This is a genomic window from Nocardia sp. NPDC059228, from assembly GCF_042754245.1.
Lineage (GTDB): Bacteria > Actinomycetota > Actinomycetes > Mycobacteriales > Mycobacteriaceae > Nocardia.
In genome coordinates, this window is the sequence record NZ_JBHZAL010000024.1 from 37,848 (window position 1) to 57,020 (window position 19,173).

18 protein-coding genes and 1 pseudogene are annotated in these 19,173 nt (G+C 69.0%); 12 read left to right on the top strand and 7 right to left on the bottom strand.

Annotated elements, in window-relative coordinates; translation table 11 throughout:
- The first annotated feature begins 428 nt into the window (after positions 1-428).
- A complete protein-coding gene (locus tag ACFXKA_RS29735) occupies positions 429-2,051 on the top strand; it encodes a sensor histidine kinase (protein WP_379429817.1) in 1,623 nt (540 codons plus the stop codon).
- Between the two features lie 74 nt (positions 2,052-2,125).
- Positions 2,126-2,839, top strand: coding sequence for a response regulator transcription factor (locus ACFXKA_RS29740; RefSeq protein WP_379429818.1), 714 nt, complete (start codon positions 2,126-2,128; stop codon positions 2,837-2,839).
- A gap of 15 nt (positions 2,840-2,854) precedes the next feature.
- Here ACFXKA_RS29740 and ACFXKA_RS29745 read toward each other — a convergent pair whose 3' ends face one another.
- Positions 2,855-3,868 carry a hypothetical protein gene (locus ACFXKA_RS29745; RefSeq protein WP_379429819.1) on the bottom strand — a complete coding sequence of 338 codons (1,014 nt, stop codon included), beginning with the start codon at positions 3,866-3,868 and terminating at the stop codon, positions 2,855-2,857.
- Positions 3,869-4,535: 667 nt separating this feature from the next.
- Here ACFXKA_RS29745 and ACFXKA_RS29750 point away from each other — a divergent pair.
- From ACFXKA_RS29750 to ACFXKA_RS29760, 3 genes are all read left to right on the top strand, one after another.
- Complete coding sequence (locus tag ACFXKA_RS29750; protein ID WP_379429820.1) at positions 4,536-4,922, top strand: hypothetical protein; 387 nt, start codon at positions 4,536-4,538, stop codon at positions 4,920-4,922.
- A gap of 124 nt (positions 4,923-5,046) precedes the next feature.
- Positions 5,047-6,027, top strand: a complete 981-nt coding sequence (locus ACFXKA_RS29755; RefSeq protein WP_379429821.1) for an AraC family transcriptional regulator — start codon at positions 5,047-5,049, stop codon at positions 6,025-6,027.
- Positions 6,028-6,485: 458 nt separating this feature from the next.
- Positions 6,486-7,256, top strand: a complete 771-nt coding sequence (locus ACFXKA_RS29760; protein ID WP_379429822.1) for a 2-phosphosulfolactate phosphatase — start codon at positions 6,486-6,488, stop codon at positions 7,254-7,256.
- A gap of 56 nt (positions 7,257-7,312) precedes the next feature.
- Here the strand turns inward: ACFXKA_RS29760 and ACFXKA_RS29765 are convergent, their stop codons facing one another.
- The gene (locus ACFXKA_RS29765; protein ID WP_379429823.1) at positions 7,313-7,801 is read right to left on the bottom strand and encodes a MarR family winged helix-turn-helix transcriptional regulator; all 489 of its coding nucleotides are present in this window, start codon (positions 7,799-7,801) and stop codon (positions 7,313-7,315) included.
- 203 nt (positions 7,802-8,004) lie between these two features.
- Here ACFXKA_RS29765 and ACFXKA_RS29770 point away from each other — a divergent pair.
- The 5 genes and pseudogenes from ACFXKA_RS29770 to ACFXKA_RS29790 all read left to right on the top strand — a co-directional run.
- Positions 8,005-9,147 (top strand): annotated as a pseudogene (locus ACFXKA_RS29770) (hypothetical protein); the annotation flags it as partial.
- A 67-nt stretch (positions 9,148-9,214) separates the two neighbouring features.
- On the top strand, positions 9,215-9,433 hold the full coding sequence (locus ACFXKA_RS29775; RefSeq protein ID WP_379429877.1) for a hypothetical protein: 219 nt from the start codon (positions 9,215-9,217) through the stop codon (positions 9,431-9,433).
- 259 nt (positions 9,434-9,692) lie between these two features.
- The gene (locus ACFXKA_RS29780) at positions 9,693-10,352 is read left to right on the top strand and encodes an arsenate reductase ArsC (protein ID WP_379429824.1); all 660 of its coding nucleotides are present in this window, start codon (positions 9,693-9,695) and stop codon (positions 10,350-10,352) included.
- 48 nt (positions 10,353-10,400) lie between these two features.
- Complete coding sequence (locus ACFXKA_RS29785) at positions 10,401-11,360, top strand: LysR family transcriptional regulator (RefSeq protein WP_379429825.1); 960 nt, start codon at positions 10,401-10,403, stop codon at positions 11,358-11,360.
- 180 nt (positions 11,361-11,540) lie between these two features.
- Positions 11,541-12,665: a PLP-dependent cysteine synthase family protein gene (locus ACFXKA_RS29790; RefSeq protein WP_379429826.1), complete on the top strand. Its 1,125-nt coding sequence runs from the start codon at positions 11,541-11,543 to the stop codon at positions 12,663-12,665.
- Between the two features lie 27 nt (positions 12,666-12,692).
- On the opposite strand, the gene ACFXKA_RS29795 is transcribed toward ACFXKA_RS29790, so the two are convergent.
- The gene (locus ACFXKA_RS29795) at positions 12,693-13,892 is read right to left on the bottom strand and encodes an erythromycin esterase family protein (protein ID WP_379429827.1); all 1,200 of its coding nucleotides are present in this window, start codon (positions 13,890-13,892) and stop codon (positions 12,693-12,695) included.
- 112 nt (positions 13,893-14,004) lie between these two features.
- Between ACFXKA_RS29795 and ACFXKA_RS29800 the strand changes: the two genes are divergently transcribed.
- Positions 14,005-14,724 (top strand): MerR family transcriptional regulator, encoded by a 720-nt coding sequence (locus ACFXKA_RS29800; protein WP_379429873.1) that lies wholly within the window; start codon positions 14,005-14,007, stop codon positions 14,722-14,724.
- Between the two features lie 343 nt (positions 14,725-15,067).
- On the opposite strand, the gene ACFXKA_RS29805 is transcribed toward ACFXKA_RS29800, so the two are convergent.
- The gene (locus ACFXKA_RS29805) at positions 15,068-15,469 is read right to left on the bottom strand and encodes a nuclear transport factor 2 family protein (protein ID WP_379429828.1); all 402 of its coding nucleotides are present in this window, start codon (positions 15,467-15,469) and stop codon (positions 15,068-15,070) included.
- 50 nt (positions 15,470-15,519) lie between these two features.
- Positions 15,520-16,098, bottom strand: a complete 579-nt coding sequence (locus ACFXKA_RS29810; protein WP_379429829.1) for a TetR/AcrR family transcriptional regulator — start codon at positions 16,096-16,098, stop codon at positions 15,520-15,522.
- 42 nt (positions 16,099-16,140) lie between these two features.
- On the opposite strand from ACFXKA_RS29810, the gene ACFXKA_RS29815 reads away from it, so the two are divergent.
- Positions 16,141-16,998 (top strand): phytanoyl-CoA dioxygenase family protein, encoded by an 858-nt coding sequence (locus ACFXKA_RS29815; protein WP_379429830.1) that lies wholly within the window; start codon positions 16,141-16,143, stop codon positions 16,996-16,998.
- 3 nt (positions 16,999-17,001) lie between these two features.
- Here ACFXKA_RS29815 and ACFXKA_RS29820 read toward each other — a convergent pair whose 3' ends face one another.
- On the bottom strand, positions 17,002-17,166 hold the full coding sequence (locus tag ACFXKA_RS29820; protein WP_354845429.1) for a hypothetical protein: 165 nt from the start codon (positions 17,164-17,166) through the stop codon (positions 17,002-17,004).
- 210 nt (positions 17,167-17,376) lie between these two features.
- Positions 17,377-19,032, bottom strand: a complete 1,656-nt coding sequence (locus ACFXKA_RS29825; RefSeq protein WP_379429831.1) for a DEAD/DEAH box helicase — start codon at positions 19,030-19,032, stop codon at positions 17,377-17,379.
- Between the last annotated feature and the right edge of the window lie 141 nt (positions 19,033-19,173).

Sequence of the window (19,173 nt, forward strand, 5' to 3'; positions counted from 1 at the left end):
CCACGTCCCTTCATTCACCGCGCGATGCCGTTGCTCCGGCGCGGTTCTCGCAGCCGATCCTGATCGCCCGCCCTCGGGGGAATGTGGTGCGAACCTGGGAACCAGCTGGCAATGCCGCGTGAGCACCCTGCGCCTCCGCTGTGCCCCGAACCCGGCGCACGGACGCGGCCGAATCCAACCACGGCGTCGCACCCGTTCCGGGCTGCTTTGATGGTCGGCACCGCATGCACCGAGTCCCGGCTGCGGGCTGAGCGGTGGTTCTCGAGTTGGCCAGAGGTTGGGCGGATACGGTCGGGGCGGTTCGGCGGTTGCGGCGCGGCGGAAGGAGTTCGGGTGGTCAGGGAGCCGGAGGATGCGGGGTGGGAGGAGCGGCGCGTGCTGGTGCAGGGGTACGCGGAGCGGCGCTGGGCTGTGTTGAGGTGGGTGGCGTGAGCGATCTACCGGCCGGCACGGCGACCGTAGGAGGTGGTGCGGCGCGGCGGGTTCGGGGTCTGCGGCGGTGGACCCTGCGGACGCGACTGCTGGTGGCGGTCGTGGCGATCGCGGCGGTGGGGCTGACGGCGTTCGGGGTGCTGAGCGTTGCTGCGCTGATGCGATCGGAGCTCGCGCGGATCGATGGGCAGTTGAATTCGGTGGCGGCGGATATGGCCGCTCAGAGCCACCCGCCTCCGCCGCCGCGTTCCACCTCGACGGTGCAGGGATTGCCGTCGACGTTCCAGATCCAGTTCTTCGACAGTGCGGGACAGCAGGTCGGGCAGATCGGGGTCGGGGCGAACGATCTGGCCCTGCCCGCGATGGACCGGGCCGCGGTCGAGGCGCGCGGGAGCAAGATCTTCGAGGTCGACGACTCGCACGGGACACCGTGGCGGGTGCGCACTGTCGCGCAACCGCCCAACGAGGACCAGCCGGACGGCGGGCAGGCGGCGGTCGTCATGCCGCTGGACGGTTACTACGCCACCGCCCGGGAACTGCGCACCATCGAATTGGTCGCGGGCGCCGGGCTGATCCTGGTACTGGGCGGCGTGGCGGCCTGGCTGGTGCGGGTCGGCCTGCTGCCGCTGTCGCGCATCGAGCACACCGCCGAGGCCATCGCCGCCGGGGATCTGGAGCGCCGGGTCGAGTACGCGGACACCCGGACCGAGGTCGGGCGGCTGGGGACCGCGTTCAATGTCATGCTCGAGCGGTTGTCCACCACCATGCGGCGGCTCGAGGAATCCGAGTCGCGCATGCGGCTCTTCGTCGCCGACGCCTCGCACGAGCTGCGCACGCCGCTGACCTCGATCCGTGGCTACGCCGAGCTGTACCGGATGGGCGGCGGCGCGGACCCGGCCCAGGTCGCCACCATGATGCGGCGCATCGAGGACGAGGCCGCGCGCATGGGTGTGCTCGTCGACGATCTGCTGCTGCTCGCGCGGCTCGACGAACAGCGCCCGCTCGATCTGACCGACGTGGACCTGTCCACCGTCGCCGACGAGGTGGTGCGGGACGCACGGGTCCGGCAGCCGGAACGCGTTGTGCGGCTGCGTCTTCCGGACGAACCAGTCCACGTCGTCGGCGACGGGCACCGGCTCCGTCAGGTGCTGACCAACCTGGTCGGCAACGCGCTCGTGCACACCCCCGCCGCGGCGCGGATCGATGTCCGGATCCGGCGGGGCGCGGTGCCCGCCGAGACCGCGGGCGGCCGGGCGGATTTGCCCCGGACCGGGGCGGCCGATGTCGAGCCGCGCGGCGCCGGGGTGGTCGCGGCGGCCGGGGCGGAACTGCCCGCGGGCGCTGCGGCCGTGATCGCCGAGGTGTCGGACACCGGGCCCGGTATCCCGCCGGGGAAGGCCGAGCACGTGTTCGACCGCTTCTATCGGGTGGACGAATCCCGTTCGCGCGCAGGTGGTTCCGGCCTCGGTCTGGCGATCGTCGCGGCCGTGCTGACCGCGCACGGCGCACGGATCCAGCTGCTCACGGGCACGGGGTCCGGCACGACGTTCCGGATCGTGTTCCCGATATCGGACACGCCCGGTGCCACCGGCCGGCGTTCACAGGAAACGCCCAGCTGACGCCGAGCTGGAGCGGTGGTGGCGGCAACAAGGATGACCGGTATGAATCGGTGTGGGGCGCGGGTGCGCATAGGGTGGCGAGCGTGAGCGATCGCGCCCCGGCGGGGGCGGCGACCGTGCTGGTCGTCGACGATGAGCCCTACATTCTGGACCTGCTCTGTTCCGCGCTGCGGCTGAGCGGGTTCGAGGTGTACTCGGCCGACACCGGGCGCGGCGCGCTGGAGGCGGCGACCCGGCGGCGACCCGATGTCATGGTCCTCGATGTCATGCTGCCGGACTTGGACGGATTCACCGTCGCCCGGCGGCTGCGCGCGGCTGGCAGCGAGGTGCCGGTGCTCTTCCTGACCGCTCGCGACGCCGTCGAGGACCGCATCGCCGGCCTCAGCGCCGGCGGCGACGACTACGTGAGCAAGCCGTTCAGCCTCGAAGAGGTGATTCTGCGGTTGCACGCGATCCTGCGCCGCACCCGGCCCGGCGAGGACGGACCCGGCCGGCTGCGTTTCGCCGACCTGGAACTCGACGCCGGCACGCACCTGGTGTTCCGCGCCGGGGAACAGATCTGGCTGTCCGCCACGGAATTCAAGCTGCTGCACTACCTGATGCTCAATGCGGGCAAGGTGGTGAGCAAGCGCCAGATCCTCGATCGCGTGTGGCAGGCCGAGGAGGGCCGCGCCGACCGGGTGGTGGAGACCTTCGTCAGCCAGCTGCGCCGCAAGATCGACACCGGCCACCCGCCGCTCATCCACACCGTGCGCGGGGTCGGCTACACCCTGCGCGAATCCCCCTAGCGCGGACTCCGGCGATCACACCCGATCGAGGAAACCGTTGCCGTAGTCGATGTTCCGGGCATCACGCAGATCCGCGTCCGGTGTGAATCTCACCGTGTCGGTGCGATCCCACAGTTCCATTCCGGCTATGGCGGACTGGCAGTCGCGAATGCAGCGGCGGACGCCATTGCGGATTCTCGGCGGCAGCCGCAGCGCATCCATTTCTGCCGTAATTGCCTGAGCCGCGGCCTGATTGTCGGCGATTCGGACGTCTATCGAACGGCGGACTTCCGTCACCGCCTGCGGCAGATCCATTCCCAGATGATGCTGCAGAGTCGTCACCAGATTGATGGTGTCCTCGGAGTCGGTTTCGATTGCCAGTGAATGCAGATCATTGATCAGGCACATGATATCCGCGGTGGTGGCGATTATCTTCTGATACGCGGGACCGTAATACAGGGCGTCAGGAATTTCGGTGTGCTCGATCACCTCTGCCAAATCCACCGTCGGCAATACGGTGCACGCGTCCCGGCGCAGTCGCGGATATTCGTCCGGGCTCGGTGATTTGCCCGCCTGACGAAATGCATTCTCGCGTGCGTGACCGACCAGCCACAATTCCAGATTCAATGCGAATCGGCGCGCCCAAGCCTCGGAATTACGCGGGAAGGTACGGGTGCAGAGATTGGACAGAGCTGCGATGACGGGCGGCACCGGACCCGCGACCCCGCGCTCGTGCACCACCTGCAATGCAGCGTGCCGGAGGCGGTCGTAGTCGTCGAGCCGGCCTGTGGCGATGGCCAGATCTTGCAGATCGTCGAAGACGAAGAATACGGTGATCCATTCGGCGACCAGGAGCATGTCGGCGAAAGACGAGGTGGGGCACCAATACGCCGAGAATCGCGCGTAGCCGAGCGATTCGAACTTGCGGGCGGCCGCCTCGTCCTGGAGCAATCCGAAACGCTGTGCCCAGATCTGAACTCTTTCCTGCGCCCGGTCGCTCTTCGTATGCCGTTGCGGCGAGAACGGAAGCGGGATCTCCAGGTGCCGCAAGTCGTGTTCGTTCATCGGTAACACCTGGGTTCACTCGGGTGGAGGCGGGATCCCTCCGGCGGTCAGCATAACCGACATTTCGGGCAGATATTCGCGGATTCGCAAGATCCGCAGAGCGGCAACCAATTTCGCCGGGACCGCGGACGGCCGCACAACGAGTGCCGGAGGTACGGTGAAGGGGTTCCCGTCCGGGTCCGCAAACCCCTGCGAGCCATCGTGTACGAGGAATCCACCGCCGCGGTCCGCAAGCCCGCCCTGATGTCGTTGTGGCAGTTGATCAAGGTCGCCGACGAGGACCCCGACGACATGCTCAGCGGGTCGCCCTACGCTACGGCCGGCGTGGTCGGACGGCTGTGGCAAACACCCCGAGTGCTGCCCGCGACGCTGGCGTGGCTGGCGCTGAATGCGTTGGCGCGCACCCAGAACGGCGACGGCAGCTGGGGGAGTCCGCACGCCCCGAGGCGTTATCGGGTGCTGCCCACGCTGGCGGCGGTGTGCGTGCTGCGGGGGCACGCCGCCGACGCGCCGATCGATTGCGAATGCGTGCGCGGCGCGGCGTGGGAGCGAGTTCCTCTTCGCGGTTCCGGAAGTCCTTCTTCCGGAACGACTGCCCAGTCTAGAGGCGATCGAGTGCACGATTCCGGCACTGCTGGAACGACTTGCGAAGGTGTCCGATGCCGACGACGATCACTGCCGCTCGCCCCTGCGCGCGGCCCGAATGTTCCAGCAGACCAATGTCGAACACTGCGCAGGCTTGCAGGGCCGCGCCGTCTGGCGCGATATCCCGGACGCGGACGAGACGGCGAAGACCCAGCGGCCGGGCGGATCCTGGCGTATGTGGCATCCCACCGCGGAGGAGACGGCGGGCGCGGTGCACGTGCTGTGCGCCTGCGCGGAACCGTCGGCCGAGCGTTCGGTGGCCGGTGGATTGCGCCGGTCTCACATTTTCTTGCCGATTGCTATGACGCCGGGACGGCCGATTCGACGCGAACCCCATTGTGGCACTACAAAGATCTTGGATCGCCGCTTAGAATCGAGCGTCTGTATACATTGACCGCCCTGCTCATGAGCGGTTCACCGCTACGGTGAGGCCATGGTGGGGACCTTGGTCACCGACCACGGACGGAACTCGTTCGAAACGTGGTTGCTGAGCGATATGTGGTGGGAAGATTACCGACGTGGAGCAAGCCGTTTTCGGCGCTGTCGAGATCTCGTCGTCCTCGACCCTTTCGCCACGTCAGGCGTTCGAGCAGTGGGAAGCCCTGATGGCGGATGCGGTCGCACCGTCGGTGATCGAGCCATTGCGCACAGGTCACTGGCACGGACAAGTCGCCACAACTCAATTCGACGGATTCGCGGTGTCGCGCATGCAGGCCAGCGCGCAACGGGCATTGCGGACAAAAAAGATGGTGGCGCAGTCGACCGGTGAGTTCTTACTGGTGAATATCGTGCTCGAAGGAACGAATTGGACCGAGCAGCGCGGCCAGACGGCCGAATGCAAGCCCGGCACCATCTCGTTCTTCGACAGTGGCGTGCCGCTGGAGAGCCGCACCACCGACAATTGCCTGTCGACGCTGGTACGCGCCCCGCTGCAGCTGGTGCTCGAGCACTCCGGCCTCACCCGCGACCAGCTACCCACCGCCACCGCCGTCCCCGCCACGGGGGCGCTGGGCGTGGTCGCCGGCTTCTTCCGCAATCTGGCCGAGCTACCCCCCGACGACATCGCGCGTGCGGTCACTGTCTTCGGCAGCGACGCCGCCGGCATGATGGCGTCGGCGTTGCTGCTGGCGAACGGCGAAAGTTCGCCCGGCCCATCGGATTCGCTCTATACCCGGCAACAGGTGCTGGCCTACATCCGCAAGAACTTCACGAATCCGGACCTCTCGGTCGACGAGATCGCGCATGCCTGCCTGATCTCGCGGCGCACGCTGTACCGGGTCTGCGAGGGCTTCGGCGAGCCGGGCGGGATCGTCCGCCGCACCCGGATCGCCCATGCCCGCCGCCTCATCCGCGCCGACCCCTCCCGATCCCTGGCCGCCGTCGCCTCCGCGTCCGGTTTCGCGACGGACCGCCACTTCTATCGAGCGTTCCGCGAGGAAACCGGGCTCACCCCTGGCCAATTCCGCGACCAGCTCAGCTCCCGCAACCGCATGCGCTGAGCCACAAAAGGCTTGGGGAGCCGTCGCCACCTGCGCTCGAATGCGCACCCGGTCCTGCGCCAGGGCGGATCGACACCACCGTATGCCACGACACCACCGCCTCCCGCGCCGCGTCCGCGCGATACTGCAGATGCACCCCGCGCACTGCGAGAGCCTCCGAATCTGCTGGCTTCGGCCATAATTCGACTGCTCCGCTCCCGTCCTCGGAGCGCAACGCCACCGTGCCCGCCGCCCCCGCTTCGATCCCCGCCGCCGCGGCCCCGGCCGTCGCGGTGAACAACCCGCGCCGGCTGACTCCCCGGCCCGCCCCCTGACCGCTGCTCTCCTCTGCCATGCCCCGCAAGCCAACCGCGCTCCGAACGCCCCGCCATGCGACAATGCCCACTCCTGCTGCCCGAAATCGTGGCTGACGCACAGCGAATACCAGGTGGACGGCATGAACGGAGAGGGGAATCGGAATGTCGGAGCTGCCCGCATGGTCGAGGCAGGACGGGTACGGAGTGCGCTTCGAATGGGGGCTGACCGGTGCGCGGGCACTCGGGCCGGGCTGTGCGGTGCTCGTGGTGATCGATGTGTTGTCGTTCACGACCGCGGTGTCGGTCGCCGCCGAGGCCGGTACCCGGGTGTTCCCGTATCCCGCACGCGATTCCACGGCAGCGGATTTCGCGGTGTCCCGGGATGCCCGGCTGGCCGTCGGCCGCAGTGCGATGAGCGCCGCGAATCCGTGGTCGCTGTCCCCGGCCGCACTGCGCCGGGCGCCCGCGCCGGAACGGCTGGTATTGCCGTCGCCGAACGGGTCGGCCATTTCGGCTGCCGTCGAGGGGATTCCGGTGGTGGCGGCCTGCCTGCGGAACGCGTCGGCGGTGGGCCGGTGGATCGTGAAGCAGGGCTGGGGCACCGGGGATCGGCCGGTCGGGGTGATCGCCGCCGGTGAGCACTGGCCGGGGCGGGAGGTGCTGCGCCCGGCGATCGAGGACTGGCTCGGAGCCGGTGCGGTCATCGCGGCACTGTCGGAGCACGGAGCCGGACCTTTGTCGCCGGAGTCGATGGCCGCGCACGCCGGCTACTCGGGCATTCCCGACGTGCCCGCGCTGATCGGTGACTGCGCCTCCGGGCGGGAGCTGGCCGCCATCGGATTCGGCGACGATGTGGCGATCGCTGTCGAGATCGACGGCAGCGCAGCGGTTCCCGTGCTGAGCGGTGACAGTTTCGCCGACGCCACGGCCTGACCCTCACCCGCCGTGATGAGATTCCGTGCGGCCGAAGAGAATGCGACGCAGACGGATCAGAGTTGGTAGCTGTCGATATCGAGGTCGGCCGGGGTCTCGCCGCCGGCGCGGGTGAAGGCCGTCAAGGCGCGGATCAGGCCGGAGCGGTCGGCTTTCGGCATGTGCTCCACCACGGCGGCGAGCTCGCGGCGGCGGTGCGCGGTCACCGCGTCGACGACTTCGCGTCCGTGCCCGGTCAATTCGATGATGAGCTCGCGGCGGGAGTCCGGATTCGGTTTGCGGTCCACCAGTCCCGCGCCGACCAGCCGGTCCACCATGCGGGCCGCGGTCGACGGCTGGACATCCAGCGCGGTGGCCAGCGTGACGACCTTCGACGGCCCCCGGGTCGAGAGGATCATCAGGGTGCGGAACTGCGGGATGGTGATGGAGTCGTCGACCAGTGCCAGCGAGCGCGCCGAGAGCGCGACGAGCAATCGCGACGCGCCCAGCAGGGCATCGGTGATCTCGTCCACCGACTCCACGGCCACCGCGTCCTTCGCCGCCACCACTACCTCCGCACGTTCTGCCGCTGCCAGATTGCTCCTATCCTGCCGGTTGCTCCGTGGGCGTGTGCAGCGGCATCGGCTTCGTGACGGAATCGAACTCACGCAGATGGCAACTGTTGCATACTGCTTGTATCGGGTAGGGTCTCCGAATCGTGGGAAATCGTGCTGCACTCCGTCTGCGGACCGACGGGTGCCGGTGGGGAATGGTCACGGTGATCGGCGTGGTCGCGGGGTATGCGTCGGTGCTGCTGGCCAATCCCCGCCACTTCTATACCGATGACACCGAATCGCAGTACGCCCCGATGTGGGTGATGCTGGGACGGCACCTGCACGATGGGCGCTTCCCGGCGCTGGTGCCGTGGGAATGGATGTCGGGCAACTACTCCATGGAGGAGCAGGGCTCTACAATCCGCCGCAGCTGCTGGTCGACTGGTTCGCGCCCACGATGGACAATCTTGCGCTCGACGTGACCATCGTGAAGCTGATCTTCTCGATCATCGCGGCGCTCGGCGTGTTCCGCGTGTGCCTCGCCTACGGGGCGCGCGGATCGTGGGCGGCGCTGGCGGCCATCGCCTTTCCGCTGTCGGGCTGGTTCCTGTTCTTCGACGAAGCCGGCTGGGCGACCTCGCTGACCGGTACCGCGTGGATGCTGCACGCGTGGGCCGCCGCTATCCGGTACACCCGCACGCCGGCGGACGAGCGGCGCTGGACCACCGGGCCGATACCGGTGTTCGTGTACCTGTACCTCGCCATCTCGGTCCAATATGTCTTTCCCGCAGTCGAATCCGCGCTGATGATCGGGCCGTGGCGGTCGGCGAGGTGGTGCGGCAGCGCCCTGGCGGCCCGCGCTGCGGCTGCTGGCGGTGGCGGCCTGCGCGGGGGCGGTGGGGCTGGATACGTCTCTGCCGGGCATGCTGTCCTCACCGGTCACCTGGCGCGGCAACGAACGCATTCTGTCCGGGGACTTCCTGACCGTGCCGTGGTCGGAGTCGATGAATGCCAGCCTGCCCAGTACGGTTCCGGCATTCACGGGCTGGTGGGGATACGTACAGCCGTTCCCGATGGTCTACATCGCCTGGTTCCTGATTCCGCTGCTGGCCTTATCGATTGGGGTGCGGTGCGGCGGTCGGCGCGCGAATACGCCGGACCGGTGTTGTTCGCGGTCATCTTCCTGATGTGGACCGCGGGGGCCCGGGCGGATCGGCCCGCTACGCTGGCCCGCGCGGGTCCTGCCCATGCTGGCGGTCGGCTCGCTGGTGCTGGTGTGCCTGTGGCTGAGCCGCCACGGACGTTTCGGGGTCCGGCGCCGTGGCGTGGCGGCGGCCGTGCTGCTCGGGCTGCTGTTCCGGCTACCGAGTCACCCTCGAAGGCCACGACATCGGCTTCCATACGGTCGCGAATACCTTTGTGGCCGTGGATATCCCGCCGGGCGCCCGCGATGCCGACCTGGTGGTCGCCTGGCGTCCGCCGGGCTGGAAGATCGGCATCGCCACCGCACTGGCCGGATTCGTGGGACTGGCCCTGCTGCATTGGCCGTACCGCCGTGAGCGCCGAGACGACGACCTCGAAACTGGGCTTCCCGCAGACGATTTCGACCCGCTCACCGAGCCGCTGACACCGGTCCTGGTCTGATCGGCAGAGGCGTGGATGCGTGGCGGGTGCTCGGGTGTGACCGATTTCTCCTTGATGCCCGATGCATGGCCGTGATCACACTTGCCCGTTGTGTCCGAATGTTCGCTGTGCGCGAAGCCATTCGACGAGCGGTGCCGGGACGGGGTTTGATGGTTGCGTATCGGTAGCGGTTGCCTATCACCGCGAGCCGGTGGCGTTTCGCGGTCCAGCAGCGACCAGAGGACGGGGATAGGCTGACCAACGTGCAGAGGGAGCGATCGTGAACGAGACATCCGGCGCCGCCCTGCCTTCCACCGCTTCCGATGCGGACCCGATGATCCCGGAGGAGGCCTCGGAACGGCTGACGGCGGAATTCGGCTCGGTGGTGGACGCCACCACCGTCGCACGCATCCTCGACAACTCTTTCGCTCACCTCGACGCCATCGGCATCGACCGCGCCCGGCTGGCCGGGGTCGCCGAGCGGTTCGCGCGAGAACGGTTGACGGCCTTGGCCCGCGTCGAGGGACGTGCCATCCGCACCGGTCCGGCCGTGGTGTTCGTGTGCACGCACAATGCGGGACGTTCGCAGATGGCGCTCGGATTCTTCAATCGACTGGCCGGGGACCGGGCGTCGGCGTGGTCGTGCGGCTCGGCGCCGAACACTGTGGTCAATCCGCTCGTCGTCGCCGCCATGGCCGAGCGCGGGGTCGACATCGCCGACGAATTCCCCAAGCCGTGGGCCGATGAGCTGATGCGGGCCGCCGACGTGGTCGTCGACATGGGCTGCGGTGACACCGATCCGATCATCGCCGGGCACCGCTTCGAGCAGTGGCCGCTGCCCGATCCGGCGGGCGGGGGCATCGAGGAGATCCGCGGCATTCGCGACGCGATCGAACTCCGGGTTCGCCGCCTGGTGGCCAATCTCGGTCTGGCGGTCTGACCAGCGCCTTTCCCGGCCCCACGACCTGGTGTGCCTAGGATGGGGACCATGCTGGAGATCAGGCAGCTGAAGATCTTCAGGGCGGTCGCGCGGACCGGGTCCTACTCCGCCGCCGCCCGGCAGCTCGGCTACACCCAGCCCGCGATCAGCCAGCAGATCAAGGCCATGGAACGCGTGCTCGGCACCGCGCTGGTGACCCGGTCGGGCCATCAGCTGCAGCTCACCGAGGCCGGTTCGGCGCTGGCCCGGCACGCCGCGACCGTGCTCGGCAGTCTCGACGCGGCCGAGGCCGAGATCCGGGCGCTCACCGCACTGCGGGCCGGGACGGTCCGGCTGGCGGCGTTTCCGAGCGCGTGCAATCTGCTGGTGCCCAAGACCATTGCGCGCATCCAGGCCGCGGAACCCCGGCTGAAGGTCGCCCTGATCGAGGCCGAGCCGCCGGAATCGGTGGCCATGCTGCGGGCGGGGGAGTGCGAGATCGCGATCGTCTTCGACTATCCGCACGGCAAGGTGCCGGACAGCGAAAGCTCCTGTGACGCAGCTAGTCCCGACCTCTCCGAGCTGAATGCGCACACCCTGCTCACCGATCGGCTGCGGGCACTGCTGCCGGCCGGGCACCGCCTGGCGGGGACCGCGCGCACCACCCCGATGCAGCTGTCGGAACTGGCGAAGGAGACGTGGATCGCTGGCTGCCCGCAGTGCCGGGGACACCTCGTCGACGCCTGCGCGGACGCGGGATTCCATCCCGACATCGCCTATGCCACCGAGAATCCGGGCGCGGTCGCCGGATTGGTCGCCGAGGGGCTGGGTGTCGCGCTGGCCACCGAACTCGCGCTGTCCGGTGTGCCGGCGCCGGGAGCGGTGCGCTCGCTGCCGGTGGAACCCGCCATGGAGCGGCGGGTGCTGGCGGTCACCCTGCCCAAACTCGAGGCGGTTCCGGCCGTGCGCGCGGTGATCGGCGGACTGCGGGAGTCCGCGCGGCTGGTGGAGGCCGCCGTCTCGCACTAGTCCCGATGGTGGCCTCGTTCGGCGCGCGGGTCACCGCACCGGGCCATTAGCGGAGCTTTCACCCCCTATTACAGCTGCTTGGGAAATATCGCCCCAGGTCACACTGGGAAACCCGGATTCCCGGCTAGCGTCGAAGGCGCCCCGCTCCGCTTCGCCGGCCTGAACCAGAAGGACACCGAGATGGCTGTGATCCAGGACGACACGCTCGCCGACGAGACCGACATCGACCGCTCCGACCCGGAGTACCGGAGCTGGCTGCGCGAGGCCGTACGCAAGGTGCAGGCCGACGGCAACCGCTCCGCCGACACCCACCTGCTCACCATCCCGCTACCGCCGGAATGGGGCATCGACCTCTACCTCAAGGACGAATCCACCCATCCCACCGGCAGTCTCAAGCATCGGCTGGCGCGGTCGCTGTTCCTGTACGCGCTGTGCAACGGCTGGCTGCGGCCCGGCCGCCCGGTGGTGGAGGCGTCCAGTGGATCCACCGCGGTGTCGGAGGCGTACTTCGCCAAGCTGATCGGCGTGCCGTTCATCGCCGTCATGGCGCGCTCCACGGTGCGGTCCAAGATCGACCTCATCGAATTCCACGGCGGCGCCTGCCATCTCGTCGACGACCCCAGCGAGGTGTACGAGGTCGCGGCCCGGCTCGCCCGGGAACGGGGCGGCCACTACATGGACCAGTTCACCTACGCCGAGCGCGCCACCGACTGGCGGGGCAACAACAATATCGCCGAATCGATCTTCCGCCAGCTCGAACAGGAGCGTTACCCCGAACCGAGCTGGATCGTCGCCACCGCGGGAACCGGCGGCACCTCCGCCACGCTGGCCCGCTACGTCCACTACACCCAGCGCGACACCGGCATCTGCGTCGCCGACCCCGAAAACTCGGCGTTCCTGGAAGGCTGGCGTACCCTCGACCGAAACACCACCTCCGCCAGGGGATCCCGCATCGAGGGCATCGGCCGCCAGCGCATCGAACCCAGCTTCCTCCCGCACGCCATCGACCGCATGATCCGCGTCCCCGACGCCGCCTCGGTCGCCAGCGTCCACCTCCTGCAGCGCCTGCTCGGCCGCCGCTGCGGCGCCTCCACCGGCACCGGGGTCTGGGCCGCCTTCGCCGTCATCTCCGGCATGCTCGCCCGAGGCGACCGGGGCAGCGTCGTCACCCTCCTCTGCGACCCGGGCGAACGCTACCTCGACAAGTACTACAGCGAGGCCTGGCTCACGGGACAGGGCATCGATCCGACGCCGTATTCTGTTCGGCTGGAACAGTTTCTGCTCACCGGTGAGCTCTCCCGTTGATGCATCGGTTCGATGCCGCCGGTTCCGCTACCAATACTGATGGCGCTTTCCGTCGGTGTCGGCGATGAAGACGACCGCGGCCGCGCCGGACAGGTCGGCGGGGGTGAGTGGGATGTGGCCGGGCACAATCGGTGTGCTCGTGCCGGTTGACGGGGAGAGTGCGGCGCGCAGGGCAGGCGCTGGGAAGAGGCTGCGGTGGGGTGTGGCTGCCGCCAGTGAGTGCTGGAGCGTGTTCGGGTCGGGGGCGGGGCTGGCGTCGGTTGCCACGAACAGGTAGCGGTCCGCCAGCGTCATATGGACGAGCGCACCGGCATTTCCCCAGCTCTTGGTGTCATCGTGGGCGGGGCTCAGGTGGGCGTTGTGGGCGAAGACCAGGGATGGGCCCCGGTGTTGCTCCTGGGCGACTATGGCGAGCAGGTTGCCGGCCATCATTTCGGCGCGGACGCTGAGGACGGTGTCGATGCGGTCGGGAGTATCGGTGGCCGTGGCGGCGTGGTAGCGGAGCAGGCCCTGGGCGGTGCGGGCGTAGGACACGGCTCGGTCGTAGGCGGCGGGGTCGGCGGGGCGCAGGCCGGGGGAGGCGCGGTGCAGTGCGCCGGCGAGGTCGTCGGCGAGGAGGCGGAGGGCGTGGGCTCGGGGGGAATTGCCGATGGATGCCGCCGGGTCGTACATGGCGGCCGGATTGGTCCAGTCGGCATCCTCACCGGCCAATTCGTCGAGTTTGCTTACTGATTCGGGACGCAGGGCGTCGGGCAGGCAGTCGGCGGCCCGGGCGAGGGCATGGCGTGGGCCGGGGGCGCCGGCGTATTCCACCGGGGCATCGAAGCCGTGGAAATGCACCCGATCCTCCGGCGCGCGGGCGGCATTGTGCGCGCGGAGCCATTCGACGAGTTCTCGATTGCCCGGCACCGCGCCGAAACCGTGGCTGAACCCGGTGGCGAGCACGGTGTCGATCTCGGTGGACGCGCCGCACACATAGCCGTCGACAATGGACGCGGCGAAGTAGTCGGTCTCCAGAACGATTGACCGGTAACCCCGTTCGACGAGGTGGCCGAGAACATCGTTGCGCAGCAACGGGAATGCGGCGATGCCGTGTGTCGGCTCGCCGAGCGCGAACAGGGCGGGCGGTTCGGTGTGGGTGGCGAGCAGGTCGTCGAGGGCGCGGCCCAGGCTTTCCGGGTCGTCGATCGGGCGGCCGATGGCCTGGAGTGCGGTGGCAGTTGACATGGAGACCCCTTCCAGAAGGAACTGCCTTCGACACTATCGTTGAAGGTTCGTGTGAAACTTGCCCGAGCGTGACCACGTATCAGGTGTCCGAACCCTCAAACGGAGGTGCGATCTGCGACCGATCGATCTCGCGCGGGAACACGGATTGTCCGCACAGGCCATCCGGAATTACGACGAGGCAGGCGTCCTCCCGCCCACCGAACGCAGCGAGACGGGCTACCGGCTCTACACACCCCTGCATGCCCAGGCCCTGCGCGCCTTCCTGGCGCTGCGCCGTGGCCACGGCCATCAGCCGGCCACCGACATCATGCGCGCGATCCACCGCCGCGACACCGAAGCCGCCTACCGGCTCATCGACGCCACCCACCTCGCCCTGCACACCGAACGCGCCACCCGAGCCGACGTCGCGAGGGCCCTGCACAGCCTGTCCACCCCGATCCCGCCGGATGCCTCGCGCAGGTCGCTGACCGTGGGCGAACTCGCCCGCCGCCTCGACCTGCACCCGGCGACCCTGCGCACCTGGGAAACCGAGGGCATCCTGCATCCCGAACGCGATCGCGCCACCGGCTACCGCCACTACGGCCCGGACTGCGTTCGCGACGCCGAGATCGCCCGCCAACTGCGCCGCGGCAACCACCGGCTGTCCCAGATCACCCAATTCCTCGACGCACTCCGAACCGCTGGCGGCACAGCAGCTCTGACCGTCTTCCTCGACGCCTGGCAAGAACGCCTGACCACCCGCAGCCGCGACCTCCTCACCGGCGCAGCCCAACTCGACGCCTACCTCGCTCTGCTCGATCAGCGCGACCCCGAGGCGATTCGGGATCGGTGATGGCCATGTTCCCGGGGGGACAGGGACTTTCGGCCGTAATGGAATCCCGCGGCACGCGGCATGCTCGACGGCAGCGATCGGAGCACGGGCACATCGTCCGGGGTAGAGCGGGAAGGAGGTGGTCGATCGGACGGATCCACAGCGGTGACCCCACGCCCCCGTTGACGCACCCTCGGTGTTATCAGGCGTCCGCTCAACGGGGGCATCCGCGCGTCTACCGAAACTGCCACCGCGGTTTCGGTTCCTCGATGAGCAGGCCCAGCACCCCGCACCCGTGCGGCTGAGCGCCGATGAGCACCCAGGTGGCGGTTCGGGGAGCGAGCGCCTCGGGTTTGCCGGAGCGTCAGGGGTGGAGGGGTCGCCGGCGCGGGACGACGCGGCGCCGGCTGATGCGCCAGCCGGAAGCGGTGCGGACGACGATGTCCTCGTAGGTGACACTGGCGGTGGTGCCGTCGGTCGCGACCGCGAGGCCCTTCGACAGAGCCCGCGCGGTATCGGAATCGGTCGGCGACACCACGATATTGGTGACGTGATGTCCCAGCGGGTTGCCGTCGCCCAGTTGGAGCGCCAGATCGCGCAGGGCGTCCCGGCCGGTGACCACGCCCGCGCCGTAGGCGGTCAGGTCGTAGGCGACGTCCTCGGTGAAGACCTCCCCGAAGCGGTCGAAGGCGCCGGCATCGCTGAGATGGCCGTGCAGGGCGAGCAATTCGTGAATGGCCAGCCGGTCGGCCGTGGAGATCGACATAGCACGCAGTGATACGCGGCCGCGGGCGCGATCGCCAGTTCTTTCGCGGATCAGGGCAGGGACAGCGACGCGGCGGTGAAGCGCCAAAGGCGTTCGGCGGCAAGGTCGACGGGTGGACGGGGGTGTACGCGCAACTGCTGGGCGATGCCGTGACGCAGGCCGCCGATGACATACGCGCCCCCGCTGTCGGGGTCGAGATCGGCGGGGATCTCGCCGGTGGCCTGCCCGCGGCGGATATTCGTGGCGGCCGCGTCGCCGAGATTGCGGATGTAGACGGCCTCGATCTCGGTGAGGCCCGGATCGGGCGCCGCGCGGTTGAGCAGCAGCGCCGCGAGCGGGTGCTCGAAGTGGAAGGCCACGAAACAGTGGGTGCGGGCGCGCTCGCGGGTGGCCCAGTCGCTGTCGGCCGGGAGCCGGTCGTCGGCGATGGCCCGGCTCAGGCCCTCGTAGAAGTCGTCCCAGATGGCCGCCAGCAGACCGACTTTGGAGCCGAAGTGGTGGTACAGCGCGCCGGTGCTCAGGCCGGTGCGGCGGGTCAGCGCGCTCAGCTCCAGGGTGCCGTTGGCGTGAACCAGTTCGTCGCGCGCGGCGTCGAGTAGTTGTTGACGTCCGATCGGTGCTCGTGCCACAGTCGAACAATAACAGAACTCAGTTATGTAAAGGATGGCGGGATGAGCGCGAAGGTGACATCGCTAGGCGATCTGGACGGCGATCTGGCCGGAACCTACCGGCGCACCGCGAGCAGCGGCGCGAGCGTGGATCCGGCGGTGGCCGAGGCCGATCTGGCCGCCGTCGAGCGGGACGGCTATGTGATCCTGCCCGACATGCTGACTCCGGCCGAACTCGACCGGATCCGGGAAAGTGTTGTGCCACTGCTGGATCGGATCGGCCGGAACAACTTCGAGGGGCACTCGACACAGCGCATCTACAGCGTGCTGAACAAGACTCGCGCCTGCGACCGCATCGCCGACCACCCGCGGGTGCTGGCCCTGCTGGACCGGCTGTTCCTGCCGAACTATCTGCTGTCCATGCTGCAGGTGATCAACATCCTGCCCGGCGAGCAGGCGCAGATGCTGCACACCGACGACGGCTTCTACCCGCTGCCGCGGCCGCGAAAGGGGTTGGGGGCGGCCACCATCTGGGCCATCGACGACTTCACCGCCGAGAACGGCGCGACCGACATCATTCCGGGCAGCCACCTGTGGGGCGACCGCCTGCCCGGGGAATCCGACCGCCGCGAACCAGTGGTGATGCCGGCGGGTAGCTGCGTATTCTTCGTCGGCACTCTCTGGCACGGTGGCGGTGCGAATCGCTCCGCGCATCCCCGCCTCGCGCTCACCGCCCAATACTGCGAACCGTGGCTGCGCCCGCAGGAAGCGTTCACGCTCTCCATGACCCGCGATACGGTCCGCGCGGTGTCCGAGGATATTCGCCGAATGCTCGGCTACAGCATTCATCCGCCGTTCATCGGACAGGTCGATGGCATGCACCCCAAGCGGCTCCTGGAACCCGGGGCACCCGCTCTGTAGTGCTCAGCTGGCCAGTTCCCGGGCCAGCTGGACGGCCGCTTTCATATCCGGCGCGTACCCCACCCGCCACTGCAGCCGATCGACCGGCGTCACCGAGACCCGATAGCGATTCTCGACCCGTTCGAACTTGACGATGACCCGCTCACTCAATGGGGCGTCGGGCTTCATGACTTGTCTCCTGACCCCTGTCAAAGCGTCCGGGACGACAGATGAGAATTCACGAGGTAAGAGCGGGGTAACTGCTTGCTATTCAATAACTGTAGGAAAATATGCGCCCGCTAGATACGGGCAAATGTCACATTCTGGACGCACTCTCCTGGCTGCCGCCGCGCCGCGGGCGCACCGGCGAGGTGGCCGCGGCGGCGGTCGTCGGGAGTGTCAGTTGGCGCGACGACGGCGAGGGGCGCCGTCGGTGCGCTGGGATGCGGTCCGGCCGGACGTGCCGCGCGTCCGCGGTTCGGCGGGGGCACCCTGCGGCGCATTGGCCGTGCCGCGGCGCTCGGTCCGGGCGCGGGTGCCCTGGTTCTCGTCGCGGGTGACGCCGGTACGCGGATTGTGGCCGTTCGAGGTGTTCGTGGCCGAGACGCGAGGCTTACCGCCGGCACGGCTTCCCGCGCGGCGGGTGGGCCTGCCGTCGGTGGCGGTGTCGGGCTTCCGGACCGCGGGGCGGTCGGGGGTGCGCGCATCGTCGGCGTGCTGGGAGCCCTGCCTGCGGCGGTTCCGAGGTGCGGTCTGCTTGGCGTCGGCCGCGGCCGGGCGGGTCCGCTTCTTGGGCTGGCGGGCTCCGCGTGCGGGGGAGGCGGCCGAGGTGTCCACGCGGTGCGGTGCGGCGGCCTCGGCCGCGGGGAGGGCGACCAGCGGGGCCACCTCGCCGATCAGCTGCGTGACCGCCGGGGATTCGGCGGTCACCGACTGCGGGGTGGCGGTGATCTTGGCCTTGCGCATGAGGGCGGCGAGGTCGGTGCGCTGGTCGGGCAGGACCAGGGTGATGACGTCGCCGTGGTTGCCGGCGCGGGCGGTGCGGCCGGAGCGGTGCAGGTAGGCCTTGTGCTCGGCGGGCGGATCCACGTGGACCACGAGTTCGACGCCGTCGACGTGGACGCCGCGGGCCGCGACATCGGTGGCGACCAGGACCTTGGCGGTGCCGGCGGCGAAGGCGGCGAGGTTGCGATCGCGGGCCGGCTGGGTGAGATTGCCGTGCAGGTCGACGGCGGGGATGCCGGCGGTGGTGAGCTGGCGGGCCAGCTTGCGGGCCTGATGTTTGGTGCGGGTGAACAGGATTCGGCGTTCGGACCCGGAGGCCAGGCGGTGCACGACCGCGCGCTTGGCCTCCGTGGTCGGCACCTCGAACACGTGGTGGGTCATGGCGGCGACCGGCGAATTCGCTTCGTCCACAGCGTGTTTCACCGCATCGGGGAGGAACCGCTGGACCAGCTTGTTGACGCCGTTGTCCAGGGTGGCCGAGAACAGCAGGCGCTGACCGTCTTCGGGCGTCGCGGCCAGGATGCGGGTGACGCCGGGCAGGAAGCCCAGATCGGCCATGTGGTCGGCCTCGTCGATGATGGTGATCTCGACCGAGTCGAGGCTGATCAGGTCCTGCCGCATCAGATCCTCGAGGCGGCCCGGGCAGGCGATGACGATGTCCACGCCCCGCTTCAGCGCCTGTACCTGCCGATGCTGGGAGACACCGCCGAAGATGGTGGTCACCGACATGCGATAGGCGGCCGCGAGCGGCTCCAGGGTGGCCGCGATCTGGGTCGCCAGTTCCCGGGTCGGCGCGAGCACCAGCCCGGCCGGGTGATTCGGCGCACACCGCTGGGCGCGCTCGCCGAGGCGATCCACCATCGGAATGGAGAACGCCAGGGTCTTTCCGCTGCCGGTCCTTCCGCGCCCGAGCACATCGCGCCCGGCCAGTGAATCGGGCAGGGTGTCGGCCTGGATGGGGAAGGGCTCGGTGATGCCGGCGTTGGTGAGCGCACGGACCAGGGGGTCGCGGACGCCGAGCGCGGCAAAGGAGGCAGGGGCAGAAGTCATCGGTGTTGCAGTGCCTTTCAGGCATCGGGGTGTGCCCGAGCCGTGCTGCGGATCTCGGATCCGCGCCGGGGGCACAAAGGTGGCGAGATTGCCAGTGGGCAAAATCGATCGCCGTAAGGAAAGCTAAGCCGCGCAGTGGGG

What these genes read in the sequence shown, in the direction of transcription:
- ACFXKA_RS29760 (WP_379429822.1), top strand. Translation starts at nt 6,486, where the DNA reads ATGTCGGAGCTGCCCGCATGGTCGAGGCAGGACGGGTACGGAGTGCGC.
- ACFXKA_RS29785 (WP_379429825.1), top strand. Translation starts at nt 10,401, where the DNA reads ATGCTGGAGATCAGGCAGCTGAAGATCTTCAGGGCGGTCGCGCGGACC.
- ACFXKA_RS29790 (WP_379429826.1), top strand. Translation starts at nt 11,541, where the DNA reads ATGGCTGTGATCCAGGACGACACGCTCGCCGACGAGACCGACATCGAC.
- ACFXKA_RS29795 (WP_379429827.1), bottom strand. Translation starts at nt 13,892, where the DNA reads ATGTCAACTGCCACCGCACTCCAGGCCATCGGCCGCCCGATCGACGAC.
- ACFXKA_RS29805 (WP_379429828.1), bottom strand. Translation starts at nt 15,469, where the DNA reads ATGTCGATCTCCACGGCCGACCGGCTGGCCATTCACGAATTGCTCGCC.
- ACFXKA_RS29815 (WP_379429830.1), top strand. Translation starts at nt 16,141, where the DNA reads ATGAGCGCGAAGGTGACATCGCTAGGCGATCTGGACGGCGATCTGGCC.
- ACFXKA_RS29820 (WP_354845429.1), bottom strand. Translation starts at nt 17,166, where the DNA reads ATGAAGCCCGACGCCCCATTGAGTGAGCGGGTCATCGTCAAGTTCGAA.
- ACFXKA_RS29825 (WP_379429831.1), bottom strand. Translation starts at nt 19,032, where the DNA reads ATGACTTCTGCCCCTGCCTCCTTTGCCGCGCTCGGCGTCCGCGACCCC.